Here is a 17,393-nt window from a genome sequence, read left to right on the forward strand (position 1 = left end):
TCAGGGCTTTCGGTCCAGGGCTGCCCGCAACATCGTTGCAAGCTGTTGCGCACGTATCGCGGAGCCGATGTTGGTGAAGCCGATCAGCAGCCCCGCGTCGCGGAAGCTTGCCGTGCCCCGCACGGACAGCGGCTGGCAGTTCAGGCCGGCACGCTGCGCCCGGCGGGCCAGCGTCTCATCGCTGTCTCGCCGCCGGTCGAAGCGCGCGATCAGGTGCATGCCGCCGCCCAGCAGGTCGATGCGCACGTCCTCGCCGAAGACCTTCAGCAGTGCGGCCGCGAGCATCTGGCGGCGGCGCGCGTAGAGCAGCCGCATCTTCTTGAGGTGGCGCGAGAAGTGGCCTTCGCGGATGAAGTCGGCCACCACCGCCTGCGTGAGCTGCGGACATCCGTTGGACCCTGTCCGCGCGGCCTCGCCGAAGGCGCCGCGCAGCGCATCGGGCACCACCACGTAGCCCAGCGCCAAGCCGGGGTACAGCACTTTCGAGAAGCTGCCGGCGTAGAGCACCCGGTCGTGGCGGTCGAGGCTCTTGAGCGCGGGCAGCGGCGGGCCGGCGTAGCGGTATTCGCCGTCGTAGTCGTCCTCGACGATCCAGGCCTTTGCCTGCGAGGCCCAGTCGAGCAGCTGCAGCCGGCGCGCGAGCGACATCGAGACACCGAGCGGCGCCTGGTGCGAGGGCGTGACGATGGCCATCTTCGCCTTCGCTGCCTTGCGCATGCCGCGCGCAACGACCAGGCCTTCTTCATCCACCGCCACGGGCACCGTGCGCTGGCCGGCGCTGCGCAGCACTTCCTGCGTCGGCGGATAGCCCGGGTCTTCCACCCACACGCGGTCGTCCCTTGCGAGCAGTGCGTGCGAGATGAGCGCGAGCGATGCGCGGTAGCCGCCGGTCACGAAGACCTGCGACGGATGGCACGCGACGCCGCGCGACACCCGCAGGTAGGCGGCAATGGCCGTGCGCAGCGACGGATGGCCCGCGGGATCGCCATAGAACATGTCGGCCGCGGCCGTTGCCCTGGCACGGCGCGACACCAGGCGCGCCCAGAGCTTGCGCGGGAAGGCATCGAGCGCGGGAATGCCCAGCTGCAAAGGCGGTGGCGGCGCGGGTTCGGCGAGTTCCTGCTCCACGGTCCGCGCCTCGGCCGGCCGGGGGGCGCGGCGCGCCGACCGTGGGGAAGGCAGCGAGGGCGAGACCACCGTGCCCGCCTGGCCCTGCGGTGAAAAATAGCCTTCGCCCGCGAGCTGGTTGTAGGCCGCCTCGACGGTGCCGCGCGCCACGCCCAGCTCGCTGGCCAGGCTGCGCGCCGAGGCCACGCGATCGCCCGGGCGCAGCAGGCCCTGCTCGATGGCCGTGCGAAAGCGCTCGTAGATCTGCCGGTGCAGCGGCGTGGACGTTGCGCGGTCGATCGCGAGGAGGGCGGCGGAAGATTTCTTCTCTTGAATCATGGCCCATTCATTTTGACGAATCTTGGCTCTTTGGAATGGGTCATCGAAAACCTAAGCTTCGCACAGCCAGTAGAAAAGGACGTGCGATGAGCGAGAAGATATTCGTGGCGGGTGCGGCCGGTGCCATCGGCAGCGCACTCGTGCCCTTGTTGCTCGACGCGGGTTACGCCGTGTACGGCAGCACGCGGCGCCCCGAGCGCGCGCATGCGCTGGAGGCGCGCGGCGCGGTGCCCGTCGTCGTCGACGTGTTCGACGCGCCAGCGCTGCGCGCGGCGCTGAGGCGCATAGCACCAGCGAGCGTGATCCACCAGCTCACCGACCTGCCGCCGGACCTCGATCCCAGGCTGATGGCCGATGCGGCCCATCGCAATGCGCGCGTGCGAGACGAGGGCACGCGCAACCTCGTGGCCGCGGCGGTGGCGGCCGGCAGCCGCCGGCTGGTGGCGCAGAGCATCGCCTGGCTCTATGCGTCCGGCGCGACCCCGCACGTCGAGGAAGATCCGCTCGATCTCGCGGCCGAAGGCACGCGCGGCGTCAGCGTGGCCGGCGTGGCGGCGCTGGAGCGCAGTGTGCTGGGCACGGCGGGCCTCACGGGCACGGTGCTGCGCTACGGGCAGTTCTACGGTCCAGGCACGTCGAGCGCTGAGCCCAGGGGCGCGTGCCCGGTCCATGTGGAGGCTGCGGCCTGGGCCGCGGTGCTGGCGCTGCGGCATGCGCAGGGCGGTGTCTTCAACATTGCCGAGCACAACCCCGAAGTCAGCAGCGAGAAGGCCAGGCGCGAGCTGGGCTGGAGTGCGTCGCTGCGGCTGCGCCAGAGGGTTGCATCGTGAATGCGGCGAGGCTTCATCGCGGCCCGCTCGGCGCGGGCATTGCGGCGCTCTCCCTGGTGCTGGCCGCCGGCTGGGCGCTGATGCCGCACGGCAACCGGCAGGAGGCGGCGCAATGGTTCGCCGATGTGTGCAGCAGCGTGGCGCGGCCCATGTTCTCGTCGGCCCCGGCGCCCGCGGGTTCGGGTGCCGATGCGAGGCCCGCGACCTCGGTCAAGGTGCTCTCGTGCGAGGCGCTGCCGAACGTGCCGGGCAAGTCGGTGACCACCGTGCTCGTCGACTTTCCGCCGCTGGCCTATTCGCCGGCGCACCGGCATCCGGGCTCGGTGACCGCGATCATTCTGGAAGGCACCATCCGCTCGCAGCTCGGCGGCGCTCCGGTGGGCACCTACAGGAGCGGCGAGACCTTCTTCGAGCCGCCGCGCACGCTGCATCTCTTTGCGGAGAACCCCGATCCGGTGCGCCCCGCAAAGCTGGTGGCAGTGTTCGTTGCCGACGAGAACTGCGGTCCGCTGGTGCTGCCGCCGGATGCCGATTGAGCGGGGCGCATCGAGGTGCCAGCGGCGTCAGATGTCCCTCGCCGTTCCGAAGCCGGGCAGCGTCCGAAGCGCCGCCGTCATCGACTTTGCGGCCAGCGCCGGTACGTCCGCGGGGTCCACCCACCTGAACTGGTCCACCTCGGGCGTCATCACGCCTGAAGCGTGGTGAGGAAAGAAGCTCGTGCACTTGCAGGCCGCAATGTCGCAGTCGCGCGTGTGCACGAAGGCGCGGAACAGGTGCAGGTCCTTGCCGGGACGGTACGGCATGCGCCCGAGCTCTTCCATCGAATCTGCGGCCAGCTCGATGCCCGTCTCTTCCCGGACTTCGCGGATGGCTGCTTCGCGCGCGGACTCGCCGGCTTCTCCGCCGCCCTTGGGGATGTCCCAGTGCTTCTGGCCCGTCGCGTGCGCCATGAGAAGCTGGCCTTGCTCGTTGACGATGAGCACGCCGTAGGAGATGGTTTTCATGGTCGAACGATTGTCGCCAGGCGGAGGCGGCCGCGCCATCTCCGCCGCGCCCGCGCGGACAGCGGCACGATCGCTTATGCTGGACCGATCTTCCAGACGAGGTAAGCGCTTGGACAGCCGCATCATCGTGTCGCTCGACTTCGCCGCCGCTGCATCGGCCACGGGCCTCGTGCGGCAACTGGGCGCCGAAGCGACGTTCTACAAGGTCGGCCTGCAGTTGCTGACAGCGGCCGGGCCTTCGATCGTGCGCGAGCTCGTGGAGGGCGGCAAGCATGTTTTTCTGGACCTCAAGCTGCTGGAGATTCCGAGTTCGGTCGCCGCGGCCGTCACCGCGGCGGGGCAGATCGGCGCCTCGATGGTGACGGTCCATGCCTCGGGCGGCTCGGCGGTGCTTCGGTCTGCGGTCGAGGCCGCGCGCCGCTTTCCCCACCTGAAGGTACTCGCGCTCACCGTCATCACCAGCATGGACGACGAAGCCCTGCACGAAGTGGGCGTCGGCTCGACGGTGACCGAGCAGGTGCTGCGCCTTGCACGGCTTGCCGCGGACTCGGGATGCCACGGCGTCGTCGCCTCGCCGCTGGAGGCACGGCTGCTTCGCGAGACCCTGCCGCCGGGCATGCTGATCGTCACGCCCGGCATACAGCTGGCCGGCGACTCGAAGAGCGACCATGCGCGCTTCACCACGGTGGCGCAGGCCGTCGGCGCCGGCGCGACGCACGTGGTCATCGGCCGTCCGATATCACGCGCTTCGAATCCTGTGGATGCCCTCGCCGCCATGCGCGCGGAGCTGTCGGCGGTGCGCTGAATGGAGCGCGGCTCGACGTGATCAGGCCGCCTGCCGCCACGCCGCAAGTCCCGCCGTTCGCGCCCGCACCTGCGGCGTCGCCAGGCAGGTGGTGACGGCCTCGTAGCCCGGCGCGCCGGGGCAGGGTGCGACCAGGCTCGGCGGGCTGTGGTTCGCGGGGCACAGGATGATCGCCTCGTCCGGCCCGACGGCCGCCAGGTCGAGGATCGCGCAGGAGCGCGTGAGCATGAAGATCGGCCGCGCGTGGGGGCCGCGGCGGCGCAGCCGGGCGATCAGCGCCTCCTGGGTGGCCTGGTCCAGCTCGTGTTCGATCAGGTCCACGACCACGGCATGGGGCCCTTCCGCTTCCAGCCCGGCCAGAAGTGCAATCAGCGCGTCCGATGGCGTCGCACCGTCCTCCACGAGCCAGGCCAGCGTGCGCTCGACCCGAGGCTCGGGCACGGCGGCACCGCCCTCCGCCCGCCGGTCCAGCCCGAGCCAGGCCGCGTTGGGCAGTGCCTCGGCAATGCGCTGCGCCAGCCGGGTCTTGCCGCTGCCGAGCGGGCCGACGATGTAGTTGAGCGGCCGGATCTCGCGAAGCTCGAAGCGCTCCCCGCCCCAGGGCCATGGCAGGTCGAAGGCAAGGCGGACTTCGCAGGCGGGTGCCAGCAGGCCCGTGAGTTCGCCGATGGTCGGTGTCCGGCCTTGCGCAATGCCGCTTCGCAGGCCGCGGACCTTCTCGACGGTGTGCGCGAGCTGGCGAAGCTGCGCTTCCAGCGCCGTCTGGTGCGCGGCCAACGCCTGCTCCAGGCCTTCAGGATTGCCCGCGAGCACCCGTGCCACCTGGGCCAGGCTGAAGCCGAGCGCGCGCAGCGCGACAATCTCGCCTGCACGCGTCATCTCGGCCGGGCCGTAGGTCCGCCATCCCGCCGCGGTCCGGCCGGGCTCGACCAGGCCGCGCTGCTCGTACAGCCGCAGGGCCTTGGCCGAGACGCCGAGCCGTCTCGCTGCTTCGGAGGGATTCAGGTGCGGGGCGGAAGATCGCATGAAGTGTTCCTTTCGGTGGATCTTCCCCTTTTAGAGGATGCCCCTGGGGCCGGGTCAAGCCCGAATGCCGAAAAGGCGCGGTCGCCGCCTCAAAGCCCGCCCTGGCACAGGTACTTGGTGTGCATGTAGTCGTCGAGCCCGTGCACCGAGCCTTCGCGCCCGTAGCCCGATTCCTTCACGCCGCCGAAGGGCGCGGCCTCGGCGGCCAGTGCACCTTCGTTGATGCCGACGATGCCGGATTCGAGCGCCTCGGCCACGCGCCAGATGCGCCGCACGTCGGTCGAGTAGAAGTAGGCGGCCAGGCCGAAGGGCGTGTCGTTGGCGGCGGCGATCACCTCGGCCTCGGTGTCGAAGCGCGTGACCGGCACCACGGGTCCGAAAGTCTCTTCGCAGCTGCAATCCATGCCCGCATCGGCGTTCACGAGCACGGTCGGCGCGTAGTAGTTGGGGCCGTCGCAGCGCGCCGAGCGCAGCCGTTCGCCGCCGACCACGATGCGCGCGCCCCGGGCCACGGCGTCGCGCACGTGGCGCTCGATCTTGTCGACCGCGCGCGCGTTGATCATCGGGCCGATCTGCGAGTCGGGCTCGGTGGCCGGGCCGACCTTCAGCGCGCCGACGCGCGCGGCCAGCTTGTCGACGAAGGCGTCGTGCACCCGGGCCTGCACGAACACGCGGTTCGGGCACACGCAAGTCTGCCCGCCGTTGCGGAACTTGGCGGCCATCAGGCCTTCCACCGCGGCATCGATGTCGGCATCCTCGAACACGATGAACGGTGCATTGCCGCCGAGCTCGAGCGAGAGTTTCTTGAGCGTGTCGGCCGAGGCGCGCGCCAGGTGCTTGCCGACAGGCGTGGAGCCGGTGAAGCTGATCTTGCGCACCCGCGCATCGGCCAGCCACACGTCGACCACCTCGGGCGTGCGCTCGCGCGAGGCCGTGACGATGTTGAGCACGCCCGCGGGCACGCCGGCTTCCTGCGCGAGCCTGACGAGCGCGAGCGAGGTCAGCGGCGTGTCCTCGGCCGGCTTGCACACCACGGTGCAGCCCGCGGCCAGCGCGGGCGCGATCTTGCGCGCGATCATCGCGGCCGGAAAGTTCCACGGCGTGATCGCGGCAACCACGCCCACGGGCTCCTTCAGCGCGAGCATGCGGCGGCCGGTCACGGGGGCCGGAATCACGTCGCCGTTGGCGCGCGTGGCCTCTTCGCCGAACCATTCGACATAGCTGGCCGCGTAGGCCACTTCGCCGCGGCCTTCGGCCAGCGGTTTGCCCTGTTCGCGCGAAATGAGGCGGCCCAGGTCCTCCTGGTGCGCGAGCATCAGGTCGTTCCAGCGCTTGAGGATCTGCGCGCGCTGCTTCGCCGGCACGGCGCGCCAGGCGGGGAAGGCGGCATGCGCGGCGTTCACTGCGGCGCGCGCGTCGGCGGCGGTGCCGTCGGGCACGCTCGCGAAGACGCCGTCGGTGGCGGGATCGGTCACCTCGAGGCGGCGGCCGTCGCTGGCTTCGCGCCAGTCGGCGCCGATGAGCTGTTGGCCGGGCATCAGGTCCTGGCGTTCAAGTGTCAGTGTCATGGTCGAAAAGGTCCTGGATGAATGGGGAGGTCAGGCGGCCGCCACGCGTTCGGCAATGGCCACTCCAATGTCGGTGGTCGAGGCCGTGCCGCCCAGGTCGCGCGTGCGCGGCCCGTCGCGCAGCACCGCTTCGATCGCGCCGAGGATGGCATCGTGCGCGGCCCGGCCCGCGCCTTGTCCCTGCGTGAGGAAGTCCAGCATCAGCGCGCCCGACCAGATCATCGCGATCGGGTTGGCGATGTTCTGGCCGTAGATGTCGGGCGCCGAGCCGTGCACCGGCTCGAACAGCGAGGGAAACTTGCGCTCGGGGTTGAGGTTGGCAGAGGGCGCGAGGCCGATGGTGCCGGTGGTGGCCGGGCCCAGGTCGGAGAGGATGTCGCCGAACAGGTTGCTCGCCACCACCACGTCGAAGCGCTGGGGCTGCAGCACGAAGCGCGCCGACAGGATGTCGATGTGCTGCTTGTCGACGGTCACCTCGGGGTGGTCGCGGCCGATGGCGTCGGCGCGGCTGTCCCACCAGGGCATGCTGATCGCGATGCCGTTGCTCTTGGTGGCCACCGTGAGGTGCTTGCGCTTGCGCGACTGGGCGAGTTCGCAGGCGTACCTGAGCACGCGGTCGGTGCCGTGGCGCGAGAACACCGACTCCTGGATCACGATCTCGCGCTCGGTGCCCTCGTACATCACGCCGCCGAGCGAGGTGTATTCGCCCTCGGTGTTTTCGCGCACCACCAGGTAGTCGATGTCGCCGGGCTTGCGGCCGGCCAGCGGGCAGGGCACGCCTTCGAACAGGCGCACCGGGCGCAGGTTGATGTACTGGTCGAACTCGCGGCGGAACTTCAGCAGCGATCCCCAGAGCGAGACGTGGTCGGGCACGGTGGCAGGCCAGCCGACGGCGCCGAAATAGATTGCGTCGACGCCCTGGAGCTGCTCCTTCCAGTCGTCCGGCATCATCTGGCCGTGCTCGGCGTGGTAGTCGCAGCTGGCCCAGGCGATGGTGCGGCAGTCGAGCTCGAAGCCGAAGCGCTCCGCGGCGGCCAGCACCACGCGCAGGCCCTCGGGCATCACTTCCTTGCCGATGCCGTCGCCGGCGATCAGCGCGATGCGGAACGTGGGGGTCATTTCGGTTTTCTTCATGCGGCTGCCGCAGCCTTGCGGTCCATGTCGTCGAGCCAGCCCTGGCGCAGCTCGGGCACGGAGCGGGCGAGCAGCTGGTAGTAGGGGTGGTGCGGCCCGCGCTCGTAGTCGGCGCGCGCCACCTGCGAGAGCTTGCGGCCGTGCTGCATCACCACGATCTCGTCGCACACCGAGCGCACCGTGTGCAGGTCGTGGCTGATGAAGAGATAGGACACGCCGAGCTCGCGCCGCAGCTCGGCCATGAGGTCGAGCACCGCCGCGGCCACCACGGTGTCCAGCGCCGAGGTCACCTCGTCGCAGAGGATCAGGTCGGGCTCGGCCGCCAGCGCGCGCGCCAGGTTCACGCGCTGCTTCTGCCCGCCCGAGAGCCCGCCGGGCAGTCGGTCGGCCACGGTGTGCGGCAGCTTCACCAGGTCGAGCAGTTCATGGATGCGCCGCTTGAGCGGCTCGCCGCGCAAGCCCTTGTAGAACTGCAACGGCCGCGCCAGGATGCGCCGGATGGTCTGCGAGGGGTTCAAGGCCGTGTCGGCCATCTGGAACACGATCTGTATGCGGCGCAGCTCCTCGGGGCTGCGCTGCTGCAGCGTGGGCTTGAGCGCATGACCATCGAACATGACGCTGCCGTGGCAGGGCTTGAGCAGGCCGGCAACGGCGCGCGCCAGCGTGGTCTTGCCCGAGCCCGATTCGCCGATCACGCCAATGGCCTGGCCGCGGTAGAGCTTGAGGTTGATGTCCTCGAGGATGATCTTGGCCGGCTGGCCCTTCGCGTCCACCGCGCCATAGCCGCACGACAGCTCCTGCACATCGAGCAGCAGTTCGGAATCGCCCGAGGCCTGGCCCGACGCGCGCACCGCGGGCCGCGCGGCCGCGAGCAGGCACTTCGTGTAGTCGTCGGCGGGCGCCGAGAGGATCTGCCCGGTGGCGTTGATCTCGCTCATCCTGCCGTTGCGCAGCACCAGGATATGGTCCGCCATCTGGGCCACCACGGCCAGGTCGTGGCTCACGTACACCGCGGTGGCGCGGCGCTCGCGCACCACGCGGCGGAAGGCGCGCAGCACCTCGATCTGCGTGGTCACGTCGAGCGCGGTGGTGGGCTCGTCGAGGATCACGAGCTCGGGGTCGCCGATCAGCGCCATGGCGGCCATCAGCCGCTGCAGCTGGCCGCCGGAGACCTGGTGCGGATAGCGCGCGCCGATGGTTTCAGGATCGGGCAGCGCCAGCTCGCGGAACAGCTGCACCGCCTTGGCCTCGGCCTCGGACCGCTTGCACAGGCCGTGGATGACGGTGGGCTCGACCACCTGGTCCATGATCGTGCGCGAGGGGTTGAACGACGCGGCCGCGCTCTGCGCGATGTAGGAGACCGTGCGGCCGCGCAGCGAGCGCTGCCGCGCCGCATCGAGCGCCAGCACGTCGGTGTCGCCGATCTGCACCCGGCCCGCCGAGATGCGGCAGCCGTGGCGTGCATAGGCCATCAGCGCGAGCGCGGTGGTGGTCTTGCCGGAGCCGGATTCGCCGATCAGCGCCAGCACTTCGCCGGGCTGCACCGAGAAGCTCAGGTTGTCGACCAGCGTGTTCTCGCCGGCGCAGATGCTCAGGCCCTGGACAGTGAGTGGTGCGCCCATCAGCGTGCTCCTCGTTCTCTTGCCGAACGGCCGGGCAGGTTGTCGATGACGAGATTGACCGCGATGGTCAGGCTCGCGATGGCCAGTGCCGGCACGATCACCGAGGCGCCGCCCATGGCGAGCGCGCCGATGTTCTCGCGCACCAGGGAGCCCCAGTCGGCCGCCGGCGGCTGGATGCCCAGGCCCAGGAAGCTCAGGCTCGCCAGCAGCAGCACGGCATAGACGAAGCGCAGACCCAGGTCGGCCAGCATCGGGCCCGCGATGTTGGGCAGGATCTCGCGCAGCATGATGTAGAGCGTGCCTTCGCCGCGCGTGCGAGCCACGGTCACGTAATCGAGCGCGTTGATGTTGACGGCCAGCGAGCGCGCGATGCGGTAGGCGCCCGGCACGTAGATGATGCCCGCCGTGACCACCAGCATCGGCACCGAGGAGCCGAAGCCCGCCACCATGATGAGCGCGAACATCTTGCTCGGGATCGCGGTCAGTGTGTCCAGGCCGCGGCTGAGCACCGCGTCGATCCAGCGGCCGCTGGCCGCGGCCAGCAGCGCCAGCACGGTGCCGGTGCCGCTGGCCAGCAGCGTGGCCAGCAATGCAACGCCGACGGTGTAGCGCGCGCCCTCGATGACGAGCGCGAGCATGTCGCGGCCGAGGTAGTCGGTGCCGAGCCAGTGCGCGGCACTGATCGGCGCGAAGACATTCGAAGTGCCCGCGGCCGCCGCGCTGTGCGAAAGCAGCCAGGGCCCGAGCAGCGCCGCGAGCACCCAGAACAGCAGCACCGCAAGGCCGAACAGGCCCGAGACGCCGAAGCCGGCGAGCCAGTGCAGCGGGCCGCCGCGGCGCTTCTGCGGCACCTGCGGCAGCAAGGCCGCAGCGCTCACGACCGTTGGAGAGGTGGAGGTTTCCATGAAGCTTCCTTCAGCGGTGCCGCAGCCGCGGGTTGGCAAGAATGCCGCAGATGTCGGCCGTCGTCACCAGGATCAGGTAGGCGCAGCAGAAGATCATGGCGCAGGTCTGAACCAGCGGCATGTCGCGCTGCGAGACAGCGTCGACCATCAGCTTGGCGATGCCGGGATAGTTGAAGATGGTCTCGACGATGATCACGCCGCCCAGCAGGTACGACAGGCTCAGCGCCACCGCGTTGGCGATCGGCCCCACCGCATTGGGCAGCGCATGCGCGAGCACCATGCGCATCGGCGAGGCGCCCTTGAGCCGCACCATCTCGATGTAGGGCGCCTCGAGCTGGTCGATCACCGCGGCGCGCGTCATGCGCATCATCTGCGCCACGATCACGCAGCACAGCACCAGCACCGGCATGGCGAAGGCGCGCAGCAGCTGCCCCAGCGACTCGATGTCGTTGACGAAGGACAGCGCCGGCAGCCAGCGCAGCTGCACCGCGAACACCAGCACCGCCAGCGTCGCGACCAGGAACTCCGGCACCGACACCACGCCCACGGCCGCCGTCGATGCCGCGCGGTCGAACCACGAGCCGCGCCACACCGCCGAGGCAATGCCCAGCGCCAGCGCAATCGGCACCGAGAACAGCGCCGTGACCGCGGCCAGCAGCAGCGAGTTGGGCAGGCGGCTGGCGACCAGCTCGGACACCGGCATCTGCGTGGTCGTGGAGCGGCCGAGGTCGCCCTTCACCATGCCGAGCAGCCACTTCGCGTAACGCGCGGGCGCCGGCACGTCCAGGCCCATCTGGGCGCGCAGCGCGGCCACCGCCTCGGGGGTGGCGTCCTGGCCGAGCTGCTCCTGCGCGGCATCGCCGGGCAGCACCGCGGTGATCGAGAACACGACCACCGAGACCGCCAGCAGCGACACGAGCGCCAGCGCGATGCGCTGGGCCAGAAGCTTCAGGATGACATGGTTCATGAAGGATCTTCCGATGCACGGATCAGGCTTCGAGCCAGACGTTCTCGGCGAAGTTGTAGCCCATGAGGCCGCCTAGCGGGATGGGCGACAGGCCCTTGAGCTTGGAGCTGTGGCCGTCGATGCTCGCGAGGAACAGCGGAATGCCGATGCCGGCGTCCTGGTGGATCATGGTCTGCATGTCGGCATACATCTGCTTGCGCTTGGCCAGGTCGGTCTCGGCGCGCGAGGCCACGAGCAGCTGGTCGAACTTCTCGCTCTTCCAGCGCGATTCGTTCCATGCCGCACCCGACTGGAAGAACTGCGTCAGCAGCACGTCGGCGCTCGGGCGCGGGTTGACGTTGCCGAAGCCCACATGGCTGTTGAGCCAGTGGTTCGACCAGTAGCCGTCGGCCGGCATGCGCTTGATGTCGAGCTCCAGCCCCGCCCGCTGGGCCGTCTGCTGCAGCAGCAGGGACATCTCCACCGAATAGAGCGCCGCGGGCGATGCCACCATCGGCACCTTGCCCGTGATGCCGGACTTCTGCAGGTGGAACTTCGCCTTGTCCAGGTCGAAGGGGCGCTGCGGCAGGCCGGCGAAGTAGAAGCGGTTGGTCGGGTCGATCGGCTGGTCGTTGCCGAGCACCGCGTAGTCCAGCGCAATGGTCTTCTTCATCTGTTCGCGGTCGAACAGGTGCTTCATGCCGAGCACGAAGTCCGGGTTGGCGCCGGGGCCCACGTCCTTGCGCATGATGAGGTCGGAGTACTGGCCCGACTGGGTCACGAAGATGCCGAAGCCGGGGGTTCCCTTCACGCGTTCCACCGAACGCGGGTTGACCGAGCCGACCAGGTCCATGCCGCCCGACAGCAGCGCGTTGACGCGCGCGCTCTCGTCGCCGATGCCCACGAACTCGATTTCGTCGAGGTAGGGCTTGCCGGGCTTCCAGTAGGCGTCGTTGCGCACCATCAGCGAGCGCACGCCGGGCTTGAATTCCTTGAGCTTGTAGGGGCCGGTGCCGATGCCGGCGTTGAAGTCGGTGGTGCCTTCCTTGACGATGTGGAAGTGGAAGGTGCCCAGGATCACGGGCAGGTCGGCGTTCGGCGCGCCGAGCACGAAGGTCACTTCGTTCGGACCGGTGGCCTTGGCGCTTTCGATCTGGTCGGCAAGGATCTTGGCCTTGGAGGCGGTGGCCGGGTCCTTGTGGCGCATCACCGAAAACACCACGTCGGCCGGCGCGAGCGCCTTCCCGTCGTGGAAGCTCACGCCCTTGCGCAAGGTGAAGACCCAGGTCTTGGCGTCCTTGGTGGTGAAGGATTCAGCCAGCGCGGGCTGCGGCGTGAGGCTGCCGTCCAGCGAGGTCAGGCCGTTGTAGATCATGTTGCAGCGCGAGTAGTCGGTCTGGTTCGACTGCTTGGCCGGATCGAGCGTGTCGGTGGCGGCGGCCGTGGCGCCTGCCACGCGCAGCCGGCCGCCCTTGCGCGGGGTCTGCGCATGGGCGCTCATCGCCACGCCCGCGAGGCTGCCCGCCAGGGTGGCCTGCATGCCGCCGGCCATCAGCATCGTGAGGATGTCGCGCCGCGATGCGCCGCGCTTGATCGAATCCATCACGCGAAGGCTTTCGCCGGGACCGACGAGGTCTTCGAACCTCGTGTTGCTGCTGTTGCTCATGGGGTACTCCTGTGGGCCGGTGACTGAAGGTTGTGGAACAAACACGGAACGAAAACGGTGCACTCGCGGGGCGCTCAGGCCAGCTTGTCCTTGAGCGAGTAGTAGAGGCCCATTGCGGGCAGGAACCAGGGCGGACCGAAGTGGCCGGGAATGGCGGGCCAGCCGCGGTCCCGCCAGGGGTTGGCGGCGGCGTCGCCGTCCATCACGGCGGCCATGCGCTCGCCCATGTGGACCGACATCTGCGTGCCGTGGCCGCTGTAGCCCATCGCGTAGTAGAGGCCGTCGCGCTCGCCGGCATGGGGCAGGCGGTCTTGCGTCATGTCGACCAGTCCGCCCCAGCAATAATCGAGCCGCACGGCGCCGAGCTGCGGAAAGGTTTCGGCCAGCCCGGCACGCAGGATCTCGCCGCTCGCGGCATCGGCCTGCGGGCTGGAAACCGAGAAGCGTGCACGGCCGCCGAACACCAGCCGGTGGTCGGGCGTGAGCCGGAAGTAGTGGTGGATGTTGGCCACCGTCGTGTAGGTGCGCCGGGCCGCGAGCAGCGCCTGCGCGCGCTCCGCGCCGAGCGGCTCGGTGACGACGATGAAGCTGCCGATCGGAACGATGCGCCGGCGCAGCCAGCCGAAGCTGCCGTAGCCGCCATGGCGCGTGGCACCGGTGGCCAGCAGCACCTGCTGCGCGCTGACGATGCCGCCGGCGGTGTGCAGCCGGTGCGCATGGCCCTGGCCCAGGCGCTCGATGCGGCTCACCATGGTGCCGGTGTGGATCTGCGCGCCATGGCGCTGTGCGGCCTCCGCCAGGCCCTGGGCGAAGCGGCCCATGTGCATCTGGCCGCTGCGCTTGTAGAGCAGGCCGCCGTGGAAGCGCTCGCTCTGCACCTCGCTGCGCACCTGTGCCGCGCCGAGGATCTCCACATCGGTGTCCACGCCGTCGCCGACCAGGCGCTCGGCGCTGCGTTCGAGCGCGGCCATCTGGTTGGCACGCGTGGCGAGCTTGAGCTTGCCGTGGCGCATGAAGTCGCAGTCGATGGCTTCGTCGCGCACCAGCCGCGCCACCGTGTCGACCGCGTCGTCGTAAGCGCGGTACCAGGCGCGGGCCTTGTCGATGCCGACCTTGGCCGCCACGTCGGCATAGTCGACCGCCAGCCCGTTGTTCACGTGCCCGCCGTTGCGCCCCGAGGCCTCGGCCGCCACACGGTTGCCGGCTTCCAGCACCGCGACACGCGCGCCGCGCTTCGCCAGCGCCCGCGCCGCCGACAGGCCCGTGAAGCCGCCGCCGACGATCGCGACATCGACCTGCGCCGGCAGCTCGTGCGTCTGCGGCACGAACGCAGGTGCCGAATCGGTCCAGTAGGAGTCGAGCTTCATGGCGTGGGGCCTGTGCTGGATGAAAGAAAAGATCAGAGACCGACGACGCCGGGCAGGCCGCCGATGTCCTGGATCTCGGTGTAGCGGTAGGCCGGATTGCCCGGACCATGGCCGCGATTGACGAACACCTTGTTGACGATGCCGATGTCGTCGGCCGACATCAGGTCGTAGCGCAGGCTCGACGACACGTGCAGCACGTCTTCCGGGTTGCAGCCGAGGGAATCGAGCATGTATTCGAAGGCCTGCAGCCGCGGCTTGTAGGCCTGCGCCTGCTGTGCGGTATAGACGCGGTGAAACGGTGCGCCGAGCATCGCCACGTTCTTCTGGATCTGGTCGTCCGAGGCGTTCGACAGGATGACCAGCGGGATTTCCTTGGCCACCTTGGCGAGGCCCGCGGCCACGTCGTCGTGCGGGCCCCAGGTGGGCACGGCGTCGTAGTACTTCTGGCCGTCGCTGTCGAAGTACTGGATCTTCCATTTCCTGCACAGGCGCCGCACCGCGTTCTTCAGCACCACTTCGTAGGGCTGCCAGGCGCCCAGTACTTCGTCGAAGCGGTAGGCGGTGAAGTCGGCGACGAACTGATCCATCTGCTCTGGCCGGATGCGGTCGGCGAAGAGGTCGGTGGTCAGCTCCTTCATGCGGAACCGCGTGAGGGTGCCGTAGCAGTCGAAGGTCACGTACTTGGGACGGAAGGTCATGGTCTCGAATCCTCTGTGAAGGGTGGCAAATGCGACAAACTCATTACGAAGCGATTGCAGCACGCCATCGCTCGAGGTATGTAGGGAAAAACGGCGCCTGGCGAAACGAAGCTGCGGTTTGCGGGGGCGGCGACGGCATGCCGTGCGGTGTGCCCAGCGTGTGTGCGTCCATGCACCTGCGTGCGTCGCGGCAAAGTCGACGAGCACGCTTTTGAAGCTCAGCCTGGCCTCGACCATCTGGTGTTCCAGGTCGTTGCTGATGGGTGTTTCTCGGATGGAAGGCTTGCATGGCGGGGGGCGAGGAAAGTGGCGGTCGATCCTAGGCAGGGTGGCACAGCATTTGTGTGCGTATGCGGGCGCGCCGCCGCAGCGAATTGCGAAACAGGGGGGTGCTGCAACCGAAGCTTGCAAGTTGTGAAAGAGGCCCGTTTCGCTCTGGTGCGGCGCCGCAATGTCGTCCAAGATGGATGCGCCATTCCGCCGCAACAGAGAGTTTTCCCTATGCCTGAACCCACTTCGAACGCACCCGCCATGGATGGCGTGGTGCTCAGGCCGATGACGGCCGCCGACCTTCCACAAGCGCATGCGCTCTCGGCCGAACAGCGCTGGCCGCACCGTCCCGCAGACTGGGAGCAGGTGTTCCCCCATGCCGACGGCATTGCGGTGGAGCGCGACGGCCAGATCATTGCGACCGGCCTGCGCTGGCGCTGGGGCCAGCGCCACGCCACCATCGGCCTGGTGATCGTCACGCCCGCCTGCCAGGGCCGCCGCATCGGCCATCGCCTGATGAGCGCGCTGCTCGAGGGGCTTGAAGACCGCACGGTGCTCCTGCACGCCACCGCGGAAGGGCGGGGGCTTTATGAGCGGCTCGGTTTTGTGCGCGCCGGCGAGGTGCGCCAGCACCAGGGCATTGCGCAGCCGGCGCCGCTGGTCGCGCTGCAGCCGGGCTGGCGCCTGCGGCCGGCGGGTCTCAACGAGCTGCCCGCGCTGCAGGCGCTCGACGCGGCCGCGCGAGGCATGCCGCGCGATGCGCTGGTCGCCGAGCTGCTGCAAGGTGCCGATGCCTGCGTGGTGCTCGACCACGACAACGAGCCGAAGGGCTTCGCAATGCTGCGGCGCTTCGGGCGCGGCCATTCGATCGGCCCGGTGGTGGCGCCCGATGCCGAGGGTGCGAAGGCATTGATCGCGCACCTTGCCGGGCTCAACGCCGGGCACTTCACGCGCATCGACATCGATTTCGACAGCGGCCTGGCCGAATGGCTCGAGAGCATCGGCCTGCTGCGCGTGGATGCGCCGACGACGATGGTGCGCGGTGCGCCACTTGCTGTGGCGGCGCAGGGGCCGTCGCTGTTTGCTCTCGTGACTCAGGCTGTGGGCTAGGCCCGGACCATGAAGACCACCTTCCTCTACAAGTCAGACCCCGTACGCGGCCGCCAGTGGGCCGAAGTGTTCGGCCGCCACCGCCCCGACATCGACTTCCGCATCTGGCCCGACGTTGGCGATCCGGCGCAGGTGCGCTTTCTCGCAGCCTGGGTGCCGCCGGAGGATCTTGCCGAGCGCTTTCCGAATCTCGAGGTGCTGTTCTCTTCGGGCGCGGGTGTCGACCAGTTCGACTTCGCGGCGCTGCCGCCCGGGTTGCCGGTGGTGCGCATGGTCGAGCCCGGCATCGTGCAGGGCATGGTTGAATACGTGACGCATGCCGTGCTCGGCCTGCACCGCGACATGCCGCAGTACCGGCGCCAGCAGCAGCAAGGCCAGTGGCAGCCGCTGCCGGTGCGCCCCGCAAGCGAGCGGCGCGTGGGTGTGCTGGGGCTCGGCTCGCTCGGCCAGGCTGTGCTCGCGCAGCTGGTCTCATTGGGCTTCGACTGCGCGGGATGGAGCCGCTCGCGGCATGAGGTCGATGGCGTGCAATGCCATGCGGGCAGCGACGAACTGCCTGCCTTTCTTGCGCGCACCGACATCCTTGTGTGCCTGCTGCCGCTCACCGATTCGACGCGCGGCTTTCTCGATGCAAGACTGTTCTCGATGCTGCCCATGGGCGCGGGGCTGGTGCACGTGGGCCGCGGGCCGCACCTGGTCGAGGCCGACTTTCTGGCGGCGCTGGCCAGCGGGCGGGTCGGCGATGCGGTGCTCGACGTGACCGACCCCGAGCCGCTGCCGCCTGCGCATGCCTTCTGGCGCCATCCGCGCATTCAGCTCACGCCGCACATCGCGAGCATGACGCAGCCGCTGAGCGCCGCCGAAGCCGTGCTCCACAACCTGCGCCGCTTCGAAGCCGGCGAGCCGATGGCTGGAGTGGTGGACCGCGCGCGGGGCTACTGAAGATGAAGAAGAGAAAGGGCCTGCCGCATGATGTGCCGTAGCGGGCCGCATAAC

Annotated in this window: 16 protein-coding genes; 5 read left to right on the plus strand and 11 right to left on the minus strand. The window is 69.4% G+C overall.

Annotated elements, in window-relative coordinates; genetic code table 11:
• Complete coding sequence (locus FB547_RS16530) at nt 1-1,446, minus strand: PLP-dependent aminotransferase family protein (RefSeq protein WP_145744035.1); 1,446 nt, start codon at nt 1,444-1,446, stop codon at nt 1-3.
• Nucleotides 1,447-1,532: 86 nt separating this feature from the next.
• On the opposite strand from FB547_RS16530, the gene FB547_RS16535 reads away from it, so the two are divergent.
• On the plus strand, nt 1,533-2,276 hold the full coding sequence (locus FB547_RS16535) for an NAD-dependent epimerase/dehydratase family protein (protein ID WP_145744036.1): 744 nt from the start codon (nt 1,533-1,535) through the stop codon (nt 2,274-2,276).
• Nucleotides 2,273-2,812: a cupin domain-containing protein gene (locus FB547_RS16540; protein ID WP_145744038.1), complete on the plus strand. Its 540-nt coding sequence runs from the start codon at nt 2,273-2,275 to the stop codon at nt 2,810-2,812. The genes FB547_RS16535 and FB547_RS16540 overlap by 4 nt, the downstream gene beginning before the upstream one ends.
• A gap of 27 nt (nt 2,813-2,839) precedes the next feature.
• On the opposite strand, the gene FB547_RS16545 is transcribed toward FB547_RS16540, so the two are convergent.
• On the minus strand, nt 2,840-3,280 hold the full coding sequence (locus FB547_RS16545) for an NUDIX hydrolase (RefSeq protein ID WP_145744040.1): 441 nt from the start codon (nt 3,278-3,280) through the stop codon (nt 2,840-2,842).
• Nucleotides 3,281-3,389: 109 nt separating this feature from the next.
• Here FB547_RS16545 and pyrF point away from each other — a divergent pair, with 109 nt between their 5' ends.
• A complete protein-coding gene (pyrF, locus tag FB547_RS16550; RefSeq protein WP_145744042.1) occupies nt 3,390-4,085 on the plus strand; it encodes an orotidine-5'-phosphate decarboxylase in 696 nt (231 codons plus the stop codon).
• 21 nt (nt 4,086-4,106) lie between these two features.
• Here the strand turns inward: pyrF and FB547_RS16555 are convergent, their stop codons facing one another.
• From FB547_RS16555 to FB547_RS16595, 9 genes are all read right to left on the minus strand, one after another.
• A complete protein-coding gene (locus tag FB547_RS16555; protein WP_145744044.1) occupies nt 4,107-5,111 on the minus strand; it encodes a MerR family transcriptional regulator in 1,005 nt (334 codons plus the stop codon).
• Nucleotides 5,112-5,200: 89 nt separating this feature from the next.
• Nucleotides 5,201-6,679, minus strand: coding sequence for an NAD-dependent succinate-semialdehyde dehydrogenase (locus tag FB547_RS16560; RefSeq protein ID WP_145744046.1), 1,479 nt, complete (start codon nt 6,677-6,679; stop codon nt 5,201-5,203).
• A 30-nt stretch (nt 6,680-6,709) separates the two neighbouring features.
• The gene (locus tag FB547_RS16565) at nt 6,710-7,798 is read right to left on the minus strand and encodes a tartrate dehydrogenase (protein WP_145744048.1); all 1,089 of its coding nucleotides are present in this window, start codon (nt 7,796-7,798) and stop codon (nt 6,710-6,712) included.
• Between the two features lie 11 nt (nt 7,799-7,809).
• Complete coding sequence (locus tag FB547_RS16570; RefSeq protein ID WP_145744050.1) at nt 7,810-9,435, minus strand: ABC transporter ATP-binding protein; 1,626 nt, start codon at nt 9,433-9,435, stop codon at nt 7,810-7,812.
• On the minus strand, nt 9,435-10,340 hold the full coding sequence (locus FB547_RS16575) for an ABC transporter permease (RefSeq protein ID WP_145744052.1): 906 nt from the start codon (nt 10,338-10,340) through the stop codon (nt 9,435-9,437). Before FB547_RS16575 ends, FB547_RS16570 begins: the two co-directional genes overlap by 1 nt.
• Before the next feature lie 10 nt (nt 10,341-10,350).
• Nucleotides 10,351-11,307, minus strand: a complete 957-nt coding sequence (locus tag FB547_RS16580) for an ABC transporter permease (RefSeq protein WP_145744054.1) — start codon at nt 11,305-11,307, stop codon at nt 10,351-10,353.
• Between the two features lie 22 nt (nt 11,308-11,329).
• Nucleotides 11,330-12,952, minus strand: a complete 1,623-nt coding sequence (locus FB547_RS16585; RefSeq protein WP_145744056.1) for an ABC transporter substrate-binding protein — start codon at nt 12,950-12,952, stop codon at nt 11,330-11,332.
• 74 nt (nt 12,953-13,026) lie between these two features.
• Complete coding sequence (locus FB547_RS16590) at nt 13,027-14,319, minus strand: NAD(P)/FAD-dependent oxidoreductase (protein ID WP_145744058.1); 1,293 nt, start codon at nt 14,317-14,319, stop codon at nt 13,027-13,029.
• Nucleotides 14,320-14,351: 32 nt separating this feature from the next.
• Nucleotides 14,352-15,017, minus strand: coding sequence for a haloacid dehalogenase type II (locus FB547_RS16595; RefSeq protein ID WP_145744060.1), 666 nt, complete (start codon nt 15,015-15,017; stop codon nt 14,352-14,354).
• A 501-nt stretch (nt 15,018-15,518) separates the two neighbouring features.
• Here FB547_RS16595 and FB547_RS16600 point away from each other — a divergent pair.
• On the plus strand, nt 15,519-16,397 hold the full coding sequence (locus FB547_RS16600) for a GNAT family N-acetyltransferase (protein ID WP_145744062.1): 879 nt from the start codon (nt 15,519-15,521) through the stop codon (nt 16,395-16,397).
• A gap of 9 nt (nt 16,398-16,406) precedes the next feature.
• On the plus strand, nt 16,407-17,339 hold the full coding sequence (locus FB547_RS16605; protein ID WP_145744064.1) for a 2-hydroxyacid dehydrogenase: 933 nt from the start codon (nt 16,407-16,409) through the stop codon (nt 17,337-17,339).
• The last annotated feature ends 54 nt before the right edge of the window (nt 17,340-17,393 follow it).

It is taken from the genome of Variovorax beijingensis (assembly GCF_007828835.1).
GTDB lineage: Bacteria > Pseudomonadota > Gammaproteobacteria > Burkholderiales > Burkholderiaceae_C > Variovorax > Variovorax beijingensis_A.

Bases quoted from the DNA above. Each gene is read 5' to 3' on its own strand.
- FB547_RS16530 (WP_145744035.1), bottom strand. From the start codon at position 1,446: ATGATTCAAGAGAAGAAATCTTCCGCCGCCCTCCTCGCGATCGACCGC.
- FB547_RS16535 (WP_145744036.1), top strand. From the start codon at position 1,533: ATGAGCGAGAAGATATTCGTGGCGGGTGCGGCCGGTGCCATCGGCAGC.
- FB547_RS16545 (WP_145744040.1), bottom strand. From the start codon at position 3,280: ATGAAAACCATCTCCTACGGCGTGCTCATCGTCAACGAGCAAGGCCAG.
- FB547_RS16555 (WP_145744044.1), bottom strand. From the start codon at position 5,111: ATGCGATCTTCCGCCCCGCACCTGAATCCCTCCGAAGCAGCGAGACGG.
- FB547_RS16560 (WP_145744046.1), bottom strand. From the start codon at position 6,679: ATGACACTGACACTTGAACGCCAGGACCTGATGCCCGGCCAACAGCTC.
- FB547_RS16565 (WP_145744048.1), bottom strand. From the start codon at position 7,798: ATGACCCCCACGTTCCGCATCGCGCTGATCGCCGGCGACGGCATCGGC.
- FB547_RS16570 (WP_145744050.1), bottom strand. From the start codon at position 9,435: ATGGGCGCACCACTCACTGTCCAGGGCCTGAGCATCTGCGCCGGCGAG.
- FB547_RS16575 (WP_145744052.1), bottom strand. From the start codon at position 10,340: ATGGAAACCTCCACCTCTCCAACGGTCGTGAGCGCTGCGGCCTTGCTG.
- FB547_RS16580 (WP_145744054.1), bottom strand. From the start codon at position 11,307: ATGAACCATGTCATCCTGAAGCTTCTGGCCCAGCGCATCGCGCTGGCG.
- FB547_RS16585 (WP_145744056.1), bottom strand. From the start codon at position 12,952: ATGAGCAACAGCAGCAACACGAGGTTCGAAGACCTCGTCGGTCCCGGC.
- FB547_RS16590 (WP_145744058.1), bottom strand. From the start codon at position 14,319: ATGAAGCTCGACTCCTACTGGACCGATTCGGCACCTGCGTTCGTGCCG.
- FB547_RS16595 (WP_145744060.1), bottom strand. From the start codon at position 15,017: ATGACCTTCCGTCCCAAGTACGTGACCTTCGACTGCTACGGCACCCTC.
- FB547_RS16600 (WP_145744062.1), top strand. From the start codon at position 15,519: ATGCCTGAACCCACTTCGAACGCACCCGCCATGGATGGCGTGGTGCTC.
- FB547_RS16605 (WP_145744064.1), top strand. From the start codon at position 16,407: ATGAAGACCACCTTCCTCTACAAGTCAGACCCCGTACGCGGCCGCCAG.